The organism is Flagellimonas ulvae, from assembly GCF_049333175.1.
GTDB lineage: Bacteria > Bacteroidota > Bacteroidia > Flavobacteriales > Flavobacteriaceae > Flagellimonas.
Genome location: NZ_CP186325.1, coordinates 2,595,594 through 2,610,604, shown reverse-complemented (window position 1 = coordinate 2,610,604; position 15,011 = coordinate 2,595,594). Strand labels below are relative to the sequence as shown.

The following is a 15,011-nucleotide window of genomic DNA, read 5'->3' as shown; positions in this document are numbered from 1 at the left end:
GAGCTTTTCGGTGAGTAATCAATCTTATTGATTTACAAATCACTGAAAATGAATCAAATAAAAGAATAGTTCAGTCCCAGGTGGGACCACTCCAAAAATCCGTAACACATTGAGAAAAAGATGGTTGCGGATTTTTTCTTTTTCAGATGTTTAACGGCACTATTGCTCACAGATAGATGCCAATCCAAAACCGTTTTGGAGCTGTTCTTTCTTATCAGTCAAGCCTCTGGGAACCTCTATAAATTTGAGTTTGGACATTCAGATGGAGCATTCTTTCTATTTAATATGCTTCTTCAAAAGTATAAGTACAATTCCTATCATAATGAAACCAACCCCTGTGATATTGGGAGGATTAAAAATACTTTCCCTCTGCATTCCTAAATAGATTATACAGACAGCTAGGATTAATAAGACTATGCTGGCCAAACTCAATATTTTTTTCATATTCTCCTTTGTTGTAGAACGATGTCTTTCGGATTTTGCCTATTGCATTGATATACAAAGGTGGGTTTTCTAAACATGACACCCACCCAAAACCGTAATAAATTTCTTATATTCGATTCAGAAAACCACAACAACTACACATTTCAAACTAGCCATACTAGGCTTAATTTTTATTTGCCCTTTACTCCAAAGTGTCTTTTTAATCTTTAAATGTAAAATTCACAAAAGGGAATTCTATGGCAGATTTTTTTCAAGAGTTAAATCAATGGGGGCTAAAGGGAAACAGAAACGAAGATGATTTACACGAACTTTTTACTTATGGAAACCTAGGGGTAAATACCACCAAAAAGGTAAAAATCCTGATGAGAAAACACATTGGATATTCCATCCTAACCAAGGTTTTTTTAAAATGCTTGGAATTGAGTGAGGAATTCAGCCAACTTGATGTGCTTTTTAAAAAGGAAAAGAACAAAATATGTGTGTTTTTTCTTGTAGAAAATAATAAGCAAATAGGGGCTTCCAGTTTTAATAGGCCAGACTTTACCCTTAATGGGTTGAGGCTTGTTTTTACAAAGAATACAATGTATTTGCCTTGGGAGGTGGATACCTTCACACAAAAACAATATTGAGAAAATTCTTACGTTTTATTTGAACTATTTCATTAAATCCCATGAGTTTAAAGATTGGTTCAAGTATTGATATGTCAGAGCTTCCGTTTCCTGTAGCTCTTGTTGACCACCAATTTGAAATAAAGGAACATTCTGAGGTGTTCTATGGGTATTTTGGATTTCTGGGTTCGGATAGACTTCCCAACAATCTAGAGGATTTAATTGGGAGAATACCAGATTCCCTTATGGAAATCAAAAGGAAGAAATCGTTATTGAAAAACCCCATTAGTGAGTTTGTCTCCTATGTCTCTAGAAAAGGTGAACTAAGATGGCACAAATTGGTTCTCTATCCGGATGTCTCACGTTCTGGATACTTTCTCTATTTTGAAGACGTCACACAAAAGAAAATAGCTTTTGATCTATCAATACAGGCCGCTCACACCGCTAAAATTGGAAGTTGGGAGGTTGACATGGTCAATAATAAAATCTATTGGTCGGATATGACCAAAGAGATACATGAGGTTCCCAAAGATTACATACCAGACCTTGAAGGTGGGATTAACTTTTACAAGAAAGGGGAACACCGCGAACGGATTATGGAACTGGTTTCAGACACCATTGAAAATGGAGGCTCCTTTGATGAAGAGTTCATCATAGTTACAGCAAAGGGAAATGAAAAATGGGTGCGTTCAATAGGTAGCACGGAGATTGTGAATGGGAAGGCTACACGTCTTTTTGGAGTCTTCCAAGATATTGATCAGTCAAAACGAGCAAGCATAAAATATCAGGTGCTTACAGACCGAATGCGGGTAGCTGTCGAGAGTTCCAATATTGGGATTTGGGATTACGATATCGTTAACAACGTTTTGGTTTGGGATGATAATATGTATGATTTATATCAGGTAAACAAGGAAGATTTCTCTGGAGAGGTTGAGGCCTGGGAGAGTACCATACATCCCGATGATCGCGAAAGAAGCCTTCAAGCAGTTCAAGAAGCTATTGAAGGAAAAAAGCAATTCAATACAGAGTTTAGGATTAAAACCTCAGATGGGTCGGTGCGGCATATTCATGGTCTGGGAAAAGTGTTCAGGGATGAAAAAGAGAACGCCATTAGAATGGTAGGGGCCAACACCGATGTTTCCCGAATAAAAAAAGCGGATAACAGACTTCGACAACTACTTAACACCACCGAGAAACAAAATCAAAGTTTGTTGAATTTTGCTCATATCGTTTCGCACAATCTTCGGTCCAACTCAAGTAACCTATCCATGCTCACCGGAATGTTGTTGGAGAACACCAACCCAGAAAAACAACAACGGTTTTTGGAAATGATAAGAATTTCTTCTGATCGTTTGGATGAAACTGTGGTTCAGTTGAACGAGGTGATTAAAATTCAATCAGATTCCAATATCAATTTGCAATGGGTACATGTAAAAGGGACTTTGACCGAGGTTTTGGAGAGCATAAATGCACATGTTGAAGAAATTAGTCCAAATATTGACATACAAATTGAGGAGAATCTAAAGATTTATGGGGTAAAACCCTACATATCGAGCATCTTTCTCAATTTGCTTACCAATAGCTTAAAATATAGAAAACCCAAAATAAAGCTGAGTATTGTTGTGGAGGCTTATGAGAAAGATGGAGACGCCACAATCTCCTTTAAGGATAATGGAAGAGGAATTGATATGGAACGGCATGGCGATAAACTTTTTGGCATGTACAAGACTTTTCATGGTAACAAAGACGCTAAAGGTATAGGGCTTTTTATTTCCAAAAATCAAATGGATGCTATGAAAGCTGAGATTGAAGTAATGAGTGAGGTGGACCAAGGAGCCACTTTTGTGCTAAGATTTCCAAACCCTAAACAAACAAAAGCATGAAAACAAAAAAAGTATTTTTAGTTGATGACGATTTTATTTTTCGAGAGGCTGCCGAGGTGCTTATTACCTCTTCTGGCCTGACCGATGAAGTACTTCATTTTGAAAATGGACTGGAAGCTTATAATAGGTTGGTGGAGCTTTCTGAAACCCCTGAACATCTCCCGGAAATTATGTTGCTCGACATCAATATGCCCGTAATGAATGGTTGGGAACTTTTGGAAGAATTGCGTCAGGTCAAAAGTGTAGTTCGCGATTCCATTCAAATTCATATTCTCACTTCTTCCATAGCCCCTGAAGATTTAAATTTATCAAAGGAATATGAGTTCATTAATGGTTATATTACAAAACCTTTGACACGTGCCGACCTAAAAAAGCTCTCCCAAAGTACTGTTGCCGAAGAGTAGATTCGAAACAGAAATCACCAGCACTATAATCCATAATTCAAAAGCAGTGCTTTCCACGAATCTTGTTGGATTTGAAAAATTATCTCTTGATTCAGAACATCAAAAAAGGAATGGTTCTTGGGCATCATAAAGCTTCGATATCCTTCTTCAAAACTCAATGGTAGAAGTTGAACACTTTCCTGTATTTGCAGTTGTTGAATTAAATGGTGCATCGTAGTTCTGTCATGAACCAGTGCATTGACTTCTTTTTTAGATAACGCATAAAGTGCTTCTTGCGGGCTACGGTATAGTTTGGTATTTCCAAACCCGCTAAGTTGAAGAAAATCTGAACTTGGGCTCGCCCCCACCACGGCTATAAGTTCAACACTTTTAAGCTCCTCCAGACTATTGATTTCTCCCTCCAGACTATTTACCGTAAGCGTAGAGGCAATAGTCGCAGTGAAACTTGAAATGATAATCACTGCGGTGAACATCCATATGATGGCGATTGTTTTGCCCAAATTGGTTTTAGGAGCTTTGTCACCATAGCCAACTGTGGTCATGGTAACGGCGGCCCACCAAAGCCCATCAAAAAGGCCAAGAATTCCCGGTCTGAACTGATATCGGTTGGAGCGTCTTTCCACAAACCAGAGTATGGTTCCGAAAGAAAGTAGTATCAGCAACAACAAAATCACGATGTTCAAAAAATCACGTGAAAAAAAGTTACTGATAAAAATTTGAAATTGACTTTGACTTGATGAGGTAAGTGCAACTCCAAGACTCGAAATATGAAAAGGCTGACTGACCTCAAATTTTTGCATTCGGCTTGCAGTATTCTTCATTGGGTTTATGGCGAGGTCAATGTCCTGGTAGTCCAAAGCCCGTATCACCCCAACAGCATCACTAAACTCAACATACTTGAAGGGGACATTGTTCTTTAAAGCAATGTTTTCCCATAAATCAATGGATAGACCAGAAAAGGATGAATCATTGTCTCCATTAACAAACGGCACCTGTTTATAAACGCCAACTTTTAATGTGTCTGTTTGAGTTTGGCCACATAGGCTTGCTACTCCCAAGAATAGAATCACACCGAAGCTCATTATGCATTTTGATATCTTATGCATCTTCTTTCAGGGTTTTTGATGTGATTAGGCCAAGGAAACTTGTCAGAATCTGTATCAAGGATAAATCACGTTGCGAAAACTTCTTTTCCTCGGTACCATAAACGCAAAAAACGGCAGTATTTCCCTGTTGTTGGAACGGAACGAATAGATGGGATGAAAAGTCATTTTCAGAAACATTGCAAAGGTAGTTTAGAGCTTGTTTGGACACATTGTCTATAATCAAGGGCTTTCCGGTGGTGGCGACATAGCTGGCAAAGTTTTCTTTTTCATTGAACTCCTCTTTTCTTCGGATATGCCCTGTTTTGTTTCTATAGAATCCTTGATACCTTATTTCTCCTCCCTCAACTCTTGCTATTTCGAAGGCATCAATTCCCGTAGGGAGTTCAACCAACCTTTTTAGGCCTTTAAATATCTCGGGCCATGTGCCGGACTGAGGCAAAGAGGACAAAAGTCGATTGAGCATGTAAACATTAGCGCCCGTACTTTTTAGTTCTTCCTGCTGAAGCCTCAAGGCGCTGTCCTTTTTAACCAAAAGGGCCTCTTTTTTTGCTAGTATCAATTGCTCCTCCAATAAAAGCTTTCTCAAGTTGCGGGTTTTAAAACGACCCCATTGACGCGTAGTTATCCAAAAAAGAAGTATCCCGCCAATTGAAAGAATTAAGACACCCCACCAAGTGGAATACCACATGGACTTTACCGTTAAATTTAGTATTGAAGGGGCACTCCACATATGTCCACCCTTTTGTTGTCCACGAATTTTAAGGGTATACTTACCGCTTTTGATTTCTGGCAAAGAAATTTTGGAGGAGCTAACGGGGTCAGACCACGAAGCATGGTCGGAACCTATTTTTAAGTGCTCATCATGTATTATTTTGTACTGATACAAAACTTCTTTTCCAGGAAATGCCGTAGTGGAAACGTGCAACTCAACCCGTGACTTTTCATGGACATTGAGCATTTCATTTTGCTCGACATTTTTATCATTAACTAGAATAGACTTAATTATAGGAGACTTGGTCTGCAAAGGCCCTGCATTGGCAACAGACGAATACACCACGCCTTCGGCTGTACCAAACCATAAAAATTCATTCTGATCAATACTTAGGTTCCTGTAGGTAGAAACCTTTGAAGGTGTTCCGCTGCTTTCATCAAACTGTACGTATGATTTATTTTTTCCATAGAAAATCAAACCATTCGTATCTGTGGCCAACCAGAGGTTTCCATCTTTTGAAGATGTGATGGACCTAATCTCTTGTGTTGTAAAAGGGCCAAGATTCACACGATTTATGGTTTCGGTGTCATACTTTAGCAGACCATCTGTAGTTGCCAACCAAACTACACCCTGATGGTCGATGGTAAGGTCGTGCACTTCGAAATTGCTGCCTACTTCAAATTTGAAGGATAAGCTTTTGTCTTGAAACGTATCATTCTCTCTATCATATTTGAACAGGTAAGAATCTGCTCCGATTCCAGCAGCATAAATTTCAGACCTTCCCCCTTCCTTGATTACCAAAATGCGTGAGTTTATCCCTTTTTGAACACCGTAGTCAACAATAATGCCCTTGCTTGATACTTTTTTCACCCCTAAAATAGGTTTGTCAAGTGGTGCCTGGCAGAACCAAGTTTCTCCAACATGGTCGGTGGACATAAAAAAGATTCCTCCGCCGACCTCACTAAGATTATAGACTCTTTGTTGTGAACCATTTTTGAAGAAAAGAATACTTCCATCACTGGTTCCGTACCAAGTCATATCATTAAAAGTACTTATTGAAGAAATGCGTGAAAGCTCTAGATTTTTGTCAAATGAAAAAGAAGTGTTGGCCTTTTCCAGCTGAAACAAATTTCCCATAGCCAGCAAAACCTTGTTTTTAGAATGGGTGTTTATACTTAAAACATTATCATGCGGTAGGCCAGAAACACTTTGAAAAAAGGAAAACTGCAAGATTCCGAAGCCCTGTTGTGTACTTACCCAAATATCCCCTCCTTTACGTAATTCGCTTGGTGCAAAATAAAGATGGTCAAATGAAACAAAGGGGAGCTCTTCAACACGGTGTGGATCGTTCGATCCAAATACCTTTTGAAAAATGCCTTTATCAATGTCTAAAGAAAATAGTCCTTTATCGGCGCTTAGAAAATAATTTCCCTCAAGGTCCTTTGAGATTTGGTTAAATCGAATTTCATCAGAATTGATGACTTTTTCCCGTTTCACATTTTTTTTATCATCCAAGGTGAAAATCTTGATATCATTGCCTACCACAACAAGGTTTGCACCATTCGCGGCAAAATGTTGGCAAGAAGGAAAGGTCTGGAACAAAGTGAATTTCTTTTGATTTTCATTCAAATAGAACAAACCTTCATCGGGAATCATCGCCCAGATCGTATTGTTTTTATCCTCTCCAAAAGTGATTTTTCCCGTTTTAGGATGATTTGACAATTGGAACTTTCTCTGCAATTTTCCGGATGCATCAATGGAAAACACGCTTCCATCTAGTTGGCTTACCCAAAACCGACCTTTTGAATCCCTGAACAATTCCTCGGGGTAACCCATTAGGTTTTCTGCTTCACTAGTTTCCACCCATTTATTGATTTTTGGTAGCCCTTCTTGATAGGTGAGCCGAAAGAGACCCTCATCATTGGAAAAATACAAAGTGTCCCTATGGGTGGAAAGGAGGGACTTAATATTTCTACTTTTTAGGGTGAGGTTAAAATCGTCAAATTGAGTACCATCAAACCGAAACAACCCTTTATCCGAAGCTATCCATATATACCCTTGGGCGTCTTGATTGATTTCGGAAACCTTTTTAAAAGGGAGGTCACTATGCTTGTAATAAGTATATCTAAAGTTTTGGGCAGAACAAAGCACAATGCCCAAAAAAAGCTGTATTAAAATATGGCCGGTACAATTCTTCATGAATTGAGGTAAGACTTAAATATAGAAAAAAACAGGCAATGGATTAATAGCCATGAATTTAAGTGCTATCTGAACAAAATGGCTACCGCCCCAATCGCAGTCATCAGTAAGATGAACTTCTTGTAGTTTTTGTCATTTATCTTTTTAAGTAAAACAACACCCGCAAATAGACCCAAAATTATACTGGGCAACAATTTTAGGTCGATTAACAAAGTCTCATAGGATATGGTTTTCCAGACCCAAATATGAAATGGTAGTTTGAATAGGTTGGTTATTAAAAACAACCATGCCGCAGTACCCACAAATTCGTTTTTTGGTAACCGCATCGCCAAAAAGAAAATATTGGTAAATGCTCCCGCGAGATTTCCTATCATGGTGCAAATCCCAGCAACAATACCAATAAAACCAGCAAAGGACCAATGTTTAGGGACACTCTGGCTTTTTCTTCTGTCCCACCAGAATAGAATGCCAAGACTAATGAAGATGACGATGACCATACCCAGTTTGAAGGTTTTTTCGGGAAGGTCCTTACCCAGAAAAACACCGATAAGAATACCGATTATCATCCAGGGTATGAATTGGATGATATACTTCCATTGCGTGTGGCGATTGTAATATGAAACCGCAAAAACGTCTCCCACCAGGAGCAGGGGCATAATCAGGCCGGTTGAGCTTTTGGCACCAAAGGCCAATGCCATAAGAGTTACATTGAATATGGATAACCCTTTCAATCCAGCTTTGGAAAGACCCATAAGAAAGGAAGCGAGTGCGGCAAGTGAAAAGGCAGTAAGAGCGGAACCGTCAGTTAAAGTCATGGGAACTAATTACGAAGTTCCATCAATCTCGCAACATATTTCCCAATAACATCGAATTCCAAATTTACTGTGACACCTTCCGTATAGCTCCCAAATCGTGTATGTTCATAGGTATATGGGATAATTGCTACGCTGAACCTATCTTTTTCAGAATCTACAACGGTAAGACTGACCCCATCAATTGTAATGGAACCTTTTTCAATGGTAACATTGTTCAAAGATGAATCGTATGAGAACGTAAAGAACCAGCTACCATCTTTTTGCTCAATCTGGGTGCAGGAGGCTGTTTGGTCTACATGTCCCTGAACAATATGGCCATCCAAACGAGCGCCCAACTTCATGGCACGCTCTAGATTTACTGTATCGCCAACAGCTAAATCTCCTAAATTGGTCTTGTTTAGGGTTTCTTCAATAGCCGTTACGGTGTATTGATTTCCATTTATGGAAACCACAGTTAGGCAAACCCCGTTGTGGGAAACACTCTGATCAATTTTGAGTTCATGTGTTATATCTGAACTTACAGTGATGTGTAGATTGCCTCCTTCTTTTTGCAAAAGCTGTACGTTTCCCAAGGTCTCTATAATTCCGGTAAACATGAAATAGTTTAAATGAGTAGTTTTGTAATGTAAAAGTAGCCATATTGAAGATGATTTAATGAAGGAAAAAGGAAAAATAAAATTGGGGATTTCGATAGGAGATTATAATGGAATTGGCTGTGAAGTCGCATTGAAGACCTTTGAAGATTCGCGAATGTTGGACTTCTGTACGCCGATTTTCTTCGCTTCCAACAAAATGATTTCCGGACAAAAGTCTGCTTTACAAATAAATATCAGTTTTAATGGAATAAAGGATGCTTCCCATGCCGTTGATGGAAAAATCAATGTAGTCAATGTCTGGAAAGATACTCCGAAAATCGAATTCGGGGAATCCACAGAAGAGGCAGGTGCCTTTGCAATAAAATCTTTTGAAGCTGCCGTAAAAGCATTGAAAGAGGAAAAAATAGATGTGTTGGTCACAGCGCCAATCAACAAAAACAATATTCAGTCAGATACCTTCAAGTTTCCCGGCCATACAGATTATTTGGCCCAAGAATTAGAAGGTCAAAGTCTGATGTTTATGGTTACGGATGAACTAAAAGTGGGATTATTGACGGATCACATAGCGGTAAAAGATGTGGCCCAAGCAATTACGCCCCAGTTAATTCGAGAAAAAGTAAACACTATTGTTAAATCCTTGAAGATGGATTTTGGAATTCGTCGCCCCAAAGTGGCACTTCTTGGTATTAATCCGCATAGTGGAGATAACGGAACCATAGGTAAGGAGGATGATAAAATATTGAAACCCATTATACAGGAACTATTTGACCAAGGGACATTGGTTTATGGGCCGTATTCTGCGGACAGTTTTTTTGGTTCCAATGGTCATAAAAAGTTCGATGCCATAATAGCCGCATACCATGACCAGGGATTGATACCTTTTAAGACACTCTCTTTTGGAAAAGGGGTGAACTATACCGCTGGTTTAAATGCAGTTCGGACTTCTCCAGACCATGGAACAGCATTTGAAATTGCAGGAAAAGGACAAGCGGACCCAAGCTCTTTTAAAGAAGCAGTTTTTACAGGGCTACAGATTTATAAAAACCGAGCTGAGTACAAAGAGCTGATAAAAAATCCGTTGCAAAAACAAAAAACAAGGAAAGCAAGTTAATATAGAGTTGTCCGCTATATTAATAATGGGTTTAGATTGCAGGTTTTCAAATAAATAGTATCTTTGCACCCGCCTTAAGGGGGCAGTGCACGAATTTTAAGTGTAAAAATGATGGAACCAAAGGAGTTTTTTATTCCTTTTTCGGGATTGAAGTTAGGAAAACACGAGTTTGAGTACGAAATAGAGAATACGTTCTTTGAATCTTTTGGATATCAAGAATTTAATGGAGCTGATATAAAGGTTACCGCTGTATTGAACAAGATGAACAATATGATGGAACTGGAACTGGCTTCTAAAGGAAACGTCAACGTAGATTGTGATCTTACAGGAGAGGCTTTTGACCAACCGTTAACATCAAATCTCAAAGTTGTCATCAAATTTGGGGAAACCTATGATGATGAAAATGACGAAATCCTGATTCTTCCATACGGGGAACATCAGTTCAACATTGGACAATATGTTTATGAAATGTTGGTATTGGCCGTTCCGCAGAAAAGGGTTCACCCAGGGGTATTGGACGGGAGTCTCCAATCAGAAGTTTTGGACAAGCTGGAAGAATTACAACCAAAAGCAATAAAAGAATCATCAGAAAATACCGATCCCCGTTGGGACGATTTAAAAAAATTATTAACGGACAAATAGGAAACAATGGCACATCCTAAAAGAAAGACATCTAGAACCAGAAGGGATAAAAGAAGAACTCATTACAAGGCATCCATGCCCACGATTGCCAAAGACCCTACTACTGGAGAAATGCACTTATACCATAGAGCACACTGGCACGAAGGCAAACTTTATTATAAAGGCCAGGTTTTAATTGATAAAACCGAAGAAGAAACAGCTGCTTAAGCCATATCAAAAAAATATCAAGTAAACTCTCGTTGTTACAACGGGAGTTTTTTGTTTGAGGCTGAAATTCAAAAACAAAGCGATTTTCGACTGAAATTCATGAAAATTGACTAATTTTCACCACTTTTTGGTCAAATTTCAACCTTTTTGACAGAGAAAGGCATTAGTATGAAAAAAAGAACGGCAGCAATCACAGCTGTAGGAGCTTACCTCCCAGAATTTGTTTTGTCAAACAAAATACTGGAAACCATGGTAGATACCAATGATGAATGGATTACTACCAGAACAGGAATTAAGGAACGAAGAATCCTTAAAGAAGAAAATGCGGGAACATCCTTTATGGCTATAAAAGCCGCAGAGGATTTAATGCAAAAGAGCGGAACCAAACCCGAAGAAATAGATTTCATTTTGGTAGCCACTGCTACACCAGATATGCCAGTTGCAGCTACGGCGGCTTATGTGGCGTCAGAAATTGGGGCGAAGAATGCATTCGCTTACGATTTACAGGCTGCATGCTCGAGTTTTCTCTATGGAATGTCAACCGCGGCAAGCTATATAGAATCTGGGCGTTACAAAAAGGTTTTGCTGATTGGAGCAGATAAAATGTCTTCCATTATTGATTATACGGATAGGACCACCTGTATCATATTCGGAGATGGGGCCGGAGCAGTCCTTTTCGAACCCAATGAAGAGGGACTTGGCCTTCAAGATGAGCACCTAAGGTCGGATGGAATAGGCAGACAGTTTTTAAAGATTGAAGCTGGAGGGTCTATACTTCCACCTTCAGAAGAAACCGTGAAGAACAAACAACACTTTGTGCATCAAGATGGAAAATCCGTTTTCAAATTTGCTGTTTCCAATATGGCAGATGTTTCTAAACTCATAATGGATAGAAATGAGTTGACGCATGAAGATGTACAATGGCTGGTACCACATCAAGCCAACAAAAGAATTATTGACGCTACCGCCAATAGGATGGAGCTGGATGAAGATAAGGTAATGATGAACATACACAAGTATGGTAATACTACCTCTGCAACCCTTCCATTGCTATTACATGATTACGAAAAGCAACTGAAAAAAGGGGACAACCTTATTTTTGCCGCATTTGGCGGAGGATTTACTTGGGGTGCCATTTATTTGAAATGGGCCTATAATTCATAAAACTGACTAACTAAATCATATTCCATGGACATTAAGGAAATTCAAAGTCTAATCAAATTTGTAGCCAAATCAGGTGCCAGCGAAGTAAAGCTGGAAATGGAGGATGTTAAGATAACCATTCGCACTGGACCCAGTACAAGTACTCCAGAAACTACGATTGTACAGCAAGTACCAATGGCCCAAGCACCAGCTGTTGCTGCCGCTCCTCCGGTAGCCGCAGTCCCAGAGGCCGCAGCTCCAACCCCAGCCGCTGAACCAGCTGCTGAAGCCGATGACTCAAAGTATATAACGATAAAATCGCCAATTATCGGAACGTTCTACAGAAAACCTTCTCCAGACAAACCACCATTTGTTGAAGTGGGCAGCACTATAGGTGAAGGAGATGTGCTTTGTGTAATCGAGGCAATGAAGCTCTTCAATGATATTGAATCGGAAGTTTCCGGAAAAGTGGTCAAAGTATTGGTAGATGATTCTTCTCCAGTAGAATTTGACCAACCTCTATTCTTGGTAGACCCTAGTTAGAAATTTCAATATTCAAATCTCAAATCCCAAAACAAAAGCTTGGAATTTGGTTGTTGAAATTTGAATTTTTAAACGAAAAGTTATGTTCAAAAAAATATTAATAGCGAACAGGGGAGAAATTGCCCTTCGAGTAATACGGACCTGCAAGGAAATGGGAATAAAAACCGTTGCAGTTTACTCAAAAGCTGATGAAGAAAGTCTACATGTTAGGTTTGCGGATGAAGCCGTATGTATTGGCCCTGCGCCAAGTAGTGAATCCTATTTAAAAATACCCAACATTATTGCTGCTGCAGAAATAACTAATGCTGATGCCATTCATCCAGGGTACGGCTTTCTCTCTGAAAACTCCAAGTTTTCCAAGATTTGTGCGGAACACGAGATTAAATTTATCGGTGCTTCTGGTGAACAAATTGACAAAATGGGAGACAAGGCCACAGCTAAGGAAACTATGAAAAAAGCTGGTGTTCCAACTATCCCTGGTTCCGAAGGATTATTGAAAGATGCTGCGGACGCCAAAAAAGTAGCCAAAAAAATGGGCTACCCTGTAATGATCAAAGCCACTGCAGGTGGTGGTGGAAAAGGAATGCGTGCTATTTGGAGTGAGGATGAGCTGGAAAGCAACTTTGAAAGTGCTGTCCAAGAAGCTACAGCTGCATTTGGTAATGGCGGAATGTACATGGAGAAATTGATTGAGGAGCCAAGACACATTGAAATCCAAGTAGTAGGAGATCAATATGGAAAAGCTTGTCACTTATCCGAAAGAGATTGCTCTGTACAGCGAAGACACCAAAAGTTAACGGAGGAGACACCTTCTCCCTTTATGACCGATAAACTTCGTGAAGAAATGGGTGCAGCGGCAGTTAAAGCTGCTGAATATATTAAATACGAAGGTGCAGGAACCGTGGAATTTTTGGTCGATAAGCACCGAAACTTCTACTTTATGGAGATGAATACCCGTATTCAAGTGGAGCATCCTATCACGGAACAAGTAATAGACTATGATTTGATTCGTGAGCAAATTTTGGTTGCAGGTGGTGTTCCAATTTCTGGAAAAAACTATGTTCCGAAATTACATTCTATTGAGGTACGTATCAACGCAGAAGACCCATACAACAACTTTAGACCCTCTCCTGGGAAAATCACAACCTTGCATATGCCTGGAGGACATGGGGTACGTTTGGATACACATGTGTATGGCGGATACATTATCCCTCCAAACTATGATTCCATGGTGGCAAAGTTGATAACCACAGCACAAACTCGGGAGGAGGCTATCAACAAGATGAGACGTGCCTTAGATGAGTTTGTTATCGAAGGTGTAAAAACAACCATACCATTTCACCGTCAATTGATGGATCACCCAGATTATTTGGCAGGAAACTACACCACCAAGTTCATGGAGGATTTTGAAATGGATGAAAAATATGATTACTAAATAAGACCCCGATTTATCGGGGTTTTTTGTTCTATGAAACTAAGTTATTGGGAATATAAAACCTGGTTTTCCAATATTGATTTCACTATAGTGGGCAGCGGTATTGTGGGGCTTAGTTGTGCTCTTTTTCTAAAAGAAAAGTACCCAAAGCGTAAAGTTTTGATTTTAGAGAAGGGTCTTTTGCCCCAGGGAGCTAGTACCAAAAATGCAGGGTTTGCCTGTTTCGGAAGTATTTCTGAAATATTATCAGACCTAGAAACCCATTCGGAAGAAGAAGTACAGCAATTGGTCAAAACCAGATGGGAAGGCATCCAGTTATTACGTCAGATTTTGGGCGATAAAGCTTTGGACTATCAACAATATGGTGGTCATGAGGTTTTTTTGGAAGAAGATAGCGAGCTCTTCGAGAAGTGCAACCAACAGTTAGACTATACAAATAAACTGCTACAACCTATTTTTGGGAGAAGCGTTTTTGAAAGAAGGAACAATGATTTTGGATTCACCAAAGTAAAAAGCCAATACATCACCCATACCTTGGAAGGACAAATTGATACTGGAAGTATGATGCAAGGTCTTTTAAAGCAATGCTCTTCTAAGGGTATTTTAGTGCTGAACGGAATGGAGGTGAAAAAATTAGAAGAGCTCGGAAATAAGGTATCCGTTTTGGTAAATGATTTTGAATTTTTTACCCAAAAGGCTTTTGTGGCCACGAATGGTTTTGCTTCAAAACTGCTTTCAGGACTTAGGGTAAAACCAGCAAGAGCACAAGCATTGATTACAGAACCCATTCCCAATTTGAACATCAAAGGGACTTTTCATTTGGATGAAGGGTATTGTTATTTCAGAAATTTAGACAATCGTATTTTATTGGGAGGAGGGAGAAACTTGGATATTGAAGGTGAAGAAACTGCTGAAATGGGAGAAACTGAACTTATCCAAAATAAATTGGAAAGTCTGCTGAAAGACGTTATTCTCCCCAATCAAGAATTCGAAATTGCTCAAAGATGGAGCGGTATTATGGGGGTTGGCCACCAAAAAACACCAATTCTTGAAGCAATTTCGTCCAACATATTTTGTGGGGTAAGACTTGGTGGAATGGGCGTAGCACTCGGAAGCACAGTAGGAAAGGATTTGGCGGGGCTAGCATAGCTAAAAAAGCAATT

Annotated in this window: 14 protein-coding genes; 10 read left to right on the top strand and 4 right to left on the bottom strand. The window is 39.4% G+C overall.

Going from position 1 to position 15,011, the window contains the following annotated elements; genetic code table 11:
• Positions 1-680 precede the first annotated feature (680 nt).
• Genes ACOKFD_RS11960 through ACOKFD_RS11950 form a run of 3 tightly spaced genes read left to right on the top strand, consistent with a single transcriptional unit; the run spans position 681 to position 3,339 of the window.
• Positions 681-1,073, top strand: a complete 393-nt coding sequence (locus ACOKFD_RS11960) for a hypothetical protein (protein ID WP_422858142.1) — start codon at positions 681-683, stop codon at positions 1,071-1,073.
• A 41-nt stretch (positions 1,074-1,114) separates the two neighbouring features.
• Positions 1,115-2,935, top strand: coding sequence for a PAS domain-containing sensor histidine kinase (locus ACOKFD_RS11955; RefSeq protein ID WP_422858141.1), 1,821 nt, complete (start codon positions 1,115-1,117; stop codon positions 2,933-2,935).
• A complete protein-coding gene (locus ACOKFD_RS11950) occupies positions 2,932-3,339 on the top strand; it encodes a response regulator (RefSeq protein WP_422858140.1) in 408 nt (135 codons plus the stop codon). Before ACOKFD_RS11955 ends, ACOKFD_RS11950 begins: the two co-directional genes overlap by 4 nt.
• Before the next feature lie 23 nt (positions 3,340-3,362).
• Here ACOKFD_RS11950 and ACOKFD_RS11945 read toward each other — a convergent pair whose 3' ends face one another.
• The 4 genes from ACOKFD_RS11945 to ACOKFD_RS11930 all read right to left on the bottom strand — a co-directional run bounded on the left by ACOKFD_RS11945 (position 3,363) and on the right by ACOKFD_RS11930 (position 8,767).
• A complete protein-coding gene (locus ACOKFD_RS11945) occupies positions 3,363-4,445 on the bottom strand; it encodes an ion channel (protein WP_422858139.1) in 1,083 nt (360 codons plus the stop codon).
• Positions 4,438-7,356 carry a GAF domain-containing protein gene (locus ACOKFD_RS11940; RefSeq protein ID WP_422858138.1) on the bottom strand — a complete coding sequence of 973 codons (2,919 nt, stop codon included), beginning with the start codon at positions 7,354-7,356 and terminating at the stop codon, positions 4,438-4,440. Before ACOKFD_RS11940 ends, ACOKFD_RS11945 begins: the two co-directional genes overlap by 8 nt.
• Positions 7,357-7,421: 65 nt before the next feature.
• Positions 7,422-8,171 (bottom strand): sulfite exporter TauE/SafE family protein, encoded by a 750-nt coding sequence (locus ACOKFD_RS11935; protein ID WP_422858137.1) that lies wholly within the window; start codon positions 8,169-8,171, stop codon positions 7,422-7,424.
• 5 nt (positions 8,172-8,176) lie between these two features.
• Positions 8,177-8,767: a riboflavin synthase gene (locus ACOKFD_RS11930; protein WP_422858136.1), complete on the bottom strand. Its 591-nt coding sequence runs from the start codon at positions 8,765-8,767 to the stop codon at positions 8,177-8,179.
• Positions 8,768-8,825: 58 nt separating this feature from the next.
• Between ACOKFD_RS11930 and pdxA the strand changes: the two genes are divergently transcribed.
• The 7 genes from pdxA to ACOKFD_RS11895 all read left to right on the top strand — a co-directional run bounded on the left by pdxA (position 8,826) and on the right by ACOKFD_RS11895 (position 14,997).
• Positions 8,826-9,878 (top strand): 4-hydroxythreonine-4-phosphate dehydrogenase PdxA, encoded by a 1,053-nt coding sequence (gene pdxA, locus ACOKFD_RS11925; protein ID WP_422858135.1) that lies wholly within the window; start codon positions 8,826-8,828, stop codon positions 9,876-9,878.
• 108 nt (positions 9,879-9,986) lie between these two features.
• Entirely contained in the window at positions 9,987-10,520 is a 534-nt protein-coding gene (locus ACOKFD_RS11920) for a YceD family protein (RefSeq protein WP_422858134.1), read from the top strand.
• A gap of 6 nt (positions 10,521-10,526) precedes the next feature.
• Positions 10,527-10,727: a 50S ribosomal protein L32 gene (rpmF, locus tag ACOKFD_RS11915; RefSeq protein ID WP_298996257.1), complete on the top strand. Its 201-nt coding sequence runs from the start codon at positions 10,527-10,529 to the stop codon at positions 10,725-10,727.
• Between the two features lie 168 nt (positions 10,728-10,895).
• Positions 10,896-11,891 (top strand): beta-ketoacyl-ACP synthase III, encoded by a 996-nt coding sequence (locus ACOKFD_RS11910; protein WP_298996259.1) that lies wholly within the window; start codon positions 10,896-10,898, stop codon positions 11,889-11,891.
• Between the two features lie 24 nt (positions 11,892-11,915).
• Complete coding sequence (gene accB, locus ACOKFD_RS11905; RefSeq protein WP_298996261.1) at positions 11,916-12,413, top strand: acetyl-CoA carboxylase biotin carboxyl carrier protein; 498 nt, start codon at positions 11,916-11,918, stop codon at positions 12,411-12,413.
• An 82-nt stretch (positions 12,414-12,495) separates the two neighbouring features.
• On the top strand, positions 12,496-13,848 hold the full coding sequence (gene accC, locus ACOKFD_RS11900; RefSeq protein WP_298996263.1) for an acetyl-CoA carboxylase biotin carboxylase subunit: 1,353 nt from the start codon (positions 12,496-12,498) through the stop codon (positions 13,846-13,848).
• Positions 13,849-13,881: 33 nt separating this feature from the next.
• Positions 13,882-14,997, top strand: a complete 1,116-nt coding sequence (locus tag ACOKFD_RS11895; protein ID WP_422858133.1) for an NAD(P)/FAD-dependent oxidoreductase — start codon at positions 13,882-13,884, stop codon at positions 14,995-14,997.
• Positions 14,998-15,011: the final 14 nt, after the last annotated feature.

Bases quoted from the DNA above. Each gene is read 5' to 3' on its own strand.
- ACOKFD_RS11960 (WP_422858142.1), top strand. From the start codon at position 681: ATGGCAGATTTTTTTCAAGAGTTAAATCAATGGGGGCTAAAGGGAAAC.
- ACOKFD_RS11955 (WP_422858141.1), top strand. From the start codon at position 1,115: ATGAGTTTAAAGATTGGTTCAAGTATTGATATGTCAGAGCTTCCGTTT.
- ACOKFD_RS11950 (WP_422858140.1), top strand. From the start codon at position 2,932: ATGAAAACAAAAAAAGTATTTTTAGTTGATGACGATTTTATTTTTCGA.
- ACOKFD_RS11945 (WP_422858139.1), bottom strand. From the start codon at position 4,445: ATGCATAAGATATCAAAATGCATAATGAGCTTCGGTGTGATTCTATTC.
- ACOKFD_RS11940 (WP_422858138.1), bottom strand. From the start codon at position 7,356: ATGAAGAATTGTACCGGCCATATTTTAATACAGCTTTTTTTGGGCATT.
- ACOKFD_RS11935 (WP_422858137.1), bottom strand. From the start codon at position 8,171: ATGACTTTAACTGACGGTTCCGCTCTTACTGCCTTTTCACTTGCCGCA.
- ACOKFD_RS11930 (WP_422858136.1), bottom strand. From the start codon at position 8,767: ATGTTTACCGGAATTATAGAGACCTTGGGAAACGTACAGCTTTTGCAA.
- pdxA (WP_422858135.1), top strand. From the start codon at position 8,826: ATGAAGGAAAAAGGAAAAATAAAATTGGGGATTTCGATAGGAGATTAT.
- ACOKFD_RS11920 (WP_422858134.1), top strand. From the start codon at position 9,987: ATGATGGAACCAAAGGAGTTTTTTATTCCTTTTTCGGGATTGAAGTTA.
- rpmF (WP_298996257.1), top strand. From the start codon at position 10,527: ATGGCACATCCTAAAAGAAAGACATCTAGAACCAGAAGGGATAAAAGA.
- ACOKFD_RS11910 (WP_298996259.1), top strand. From the start codon at position 10,896: ATGAAAAAAAGAACGGCAGCAATCACAGCTGTAGGAGCTTACCTCCCA.
- accB (WP_298996261.1), top strand. From the start codon at position 11,916: ATGGACATTAAGGAAATTCAAAGTCTAATCAAATTTGTAGCCAAATCA.
- accC (WP_298996263.1), top strand. From the start codon at position 12,496: ATGTTCAAAAAAATATTAATAGCGAACAGGGGAGAAATTGCCCTTCGA.
- ACOKFD_RS11895 (WP_422858133.1), top strand. From the start codon at position 13,882: ATGAAACTAAGTTATTGGGAATATAAAACCTGGTTTTCCAATATTGAT.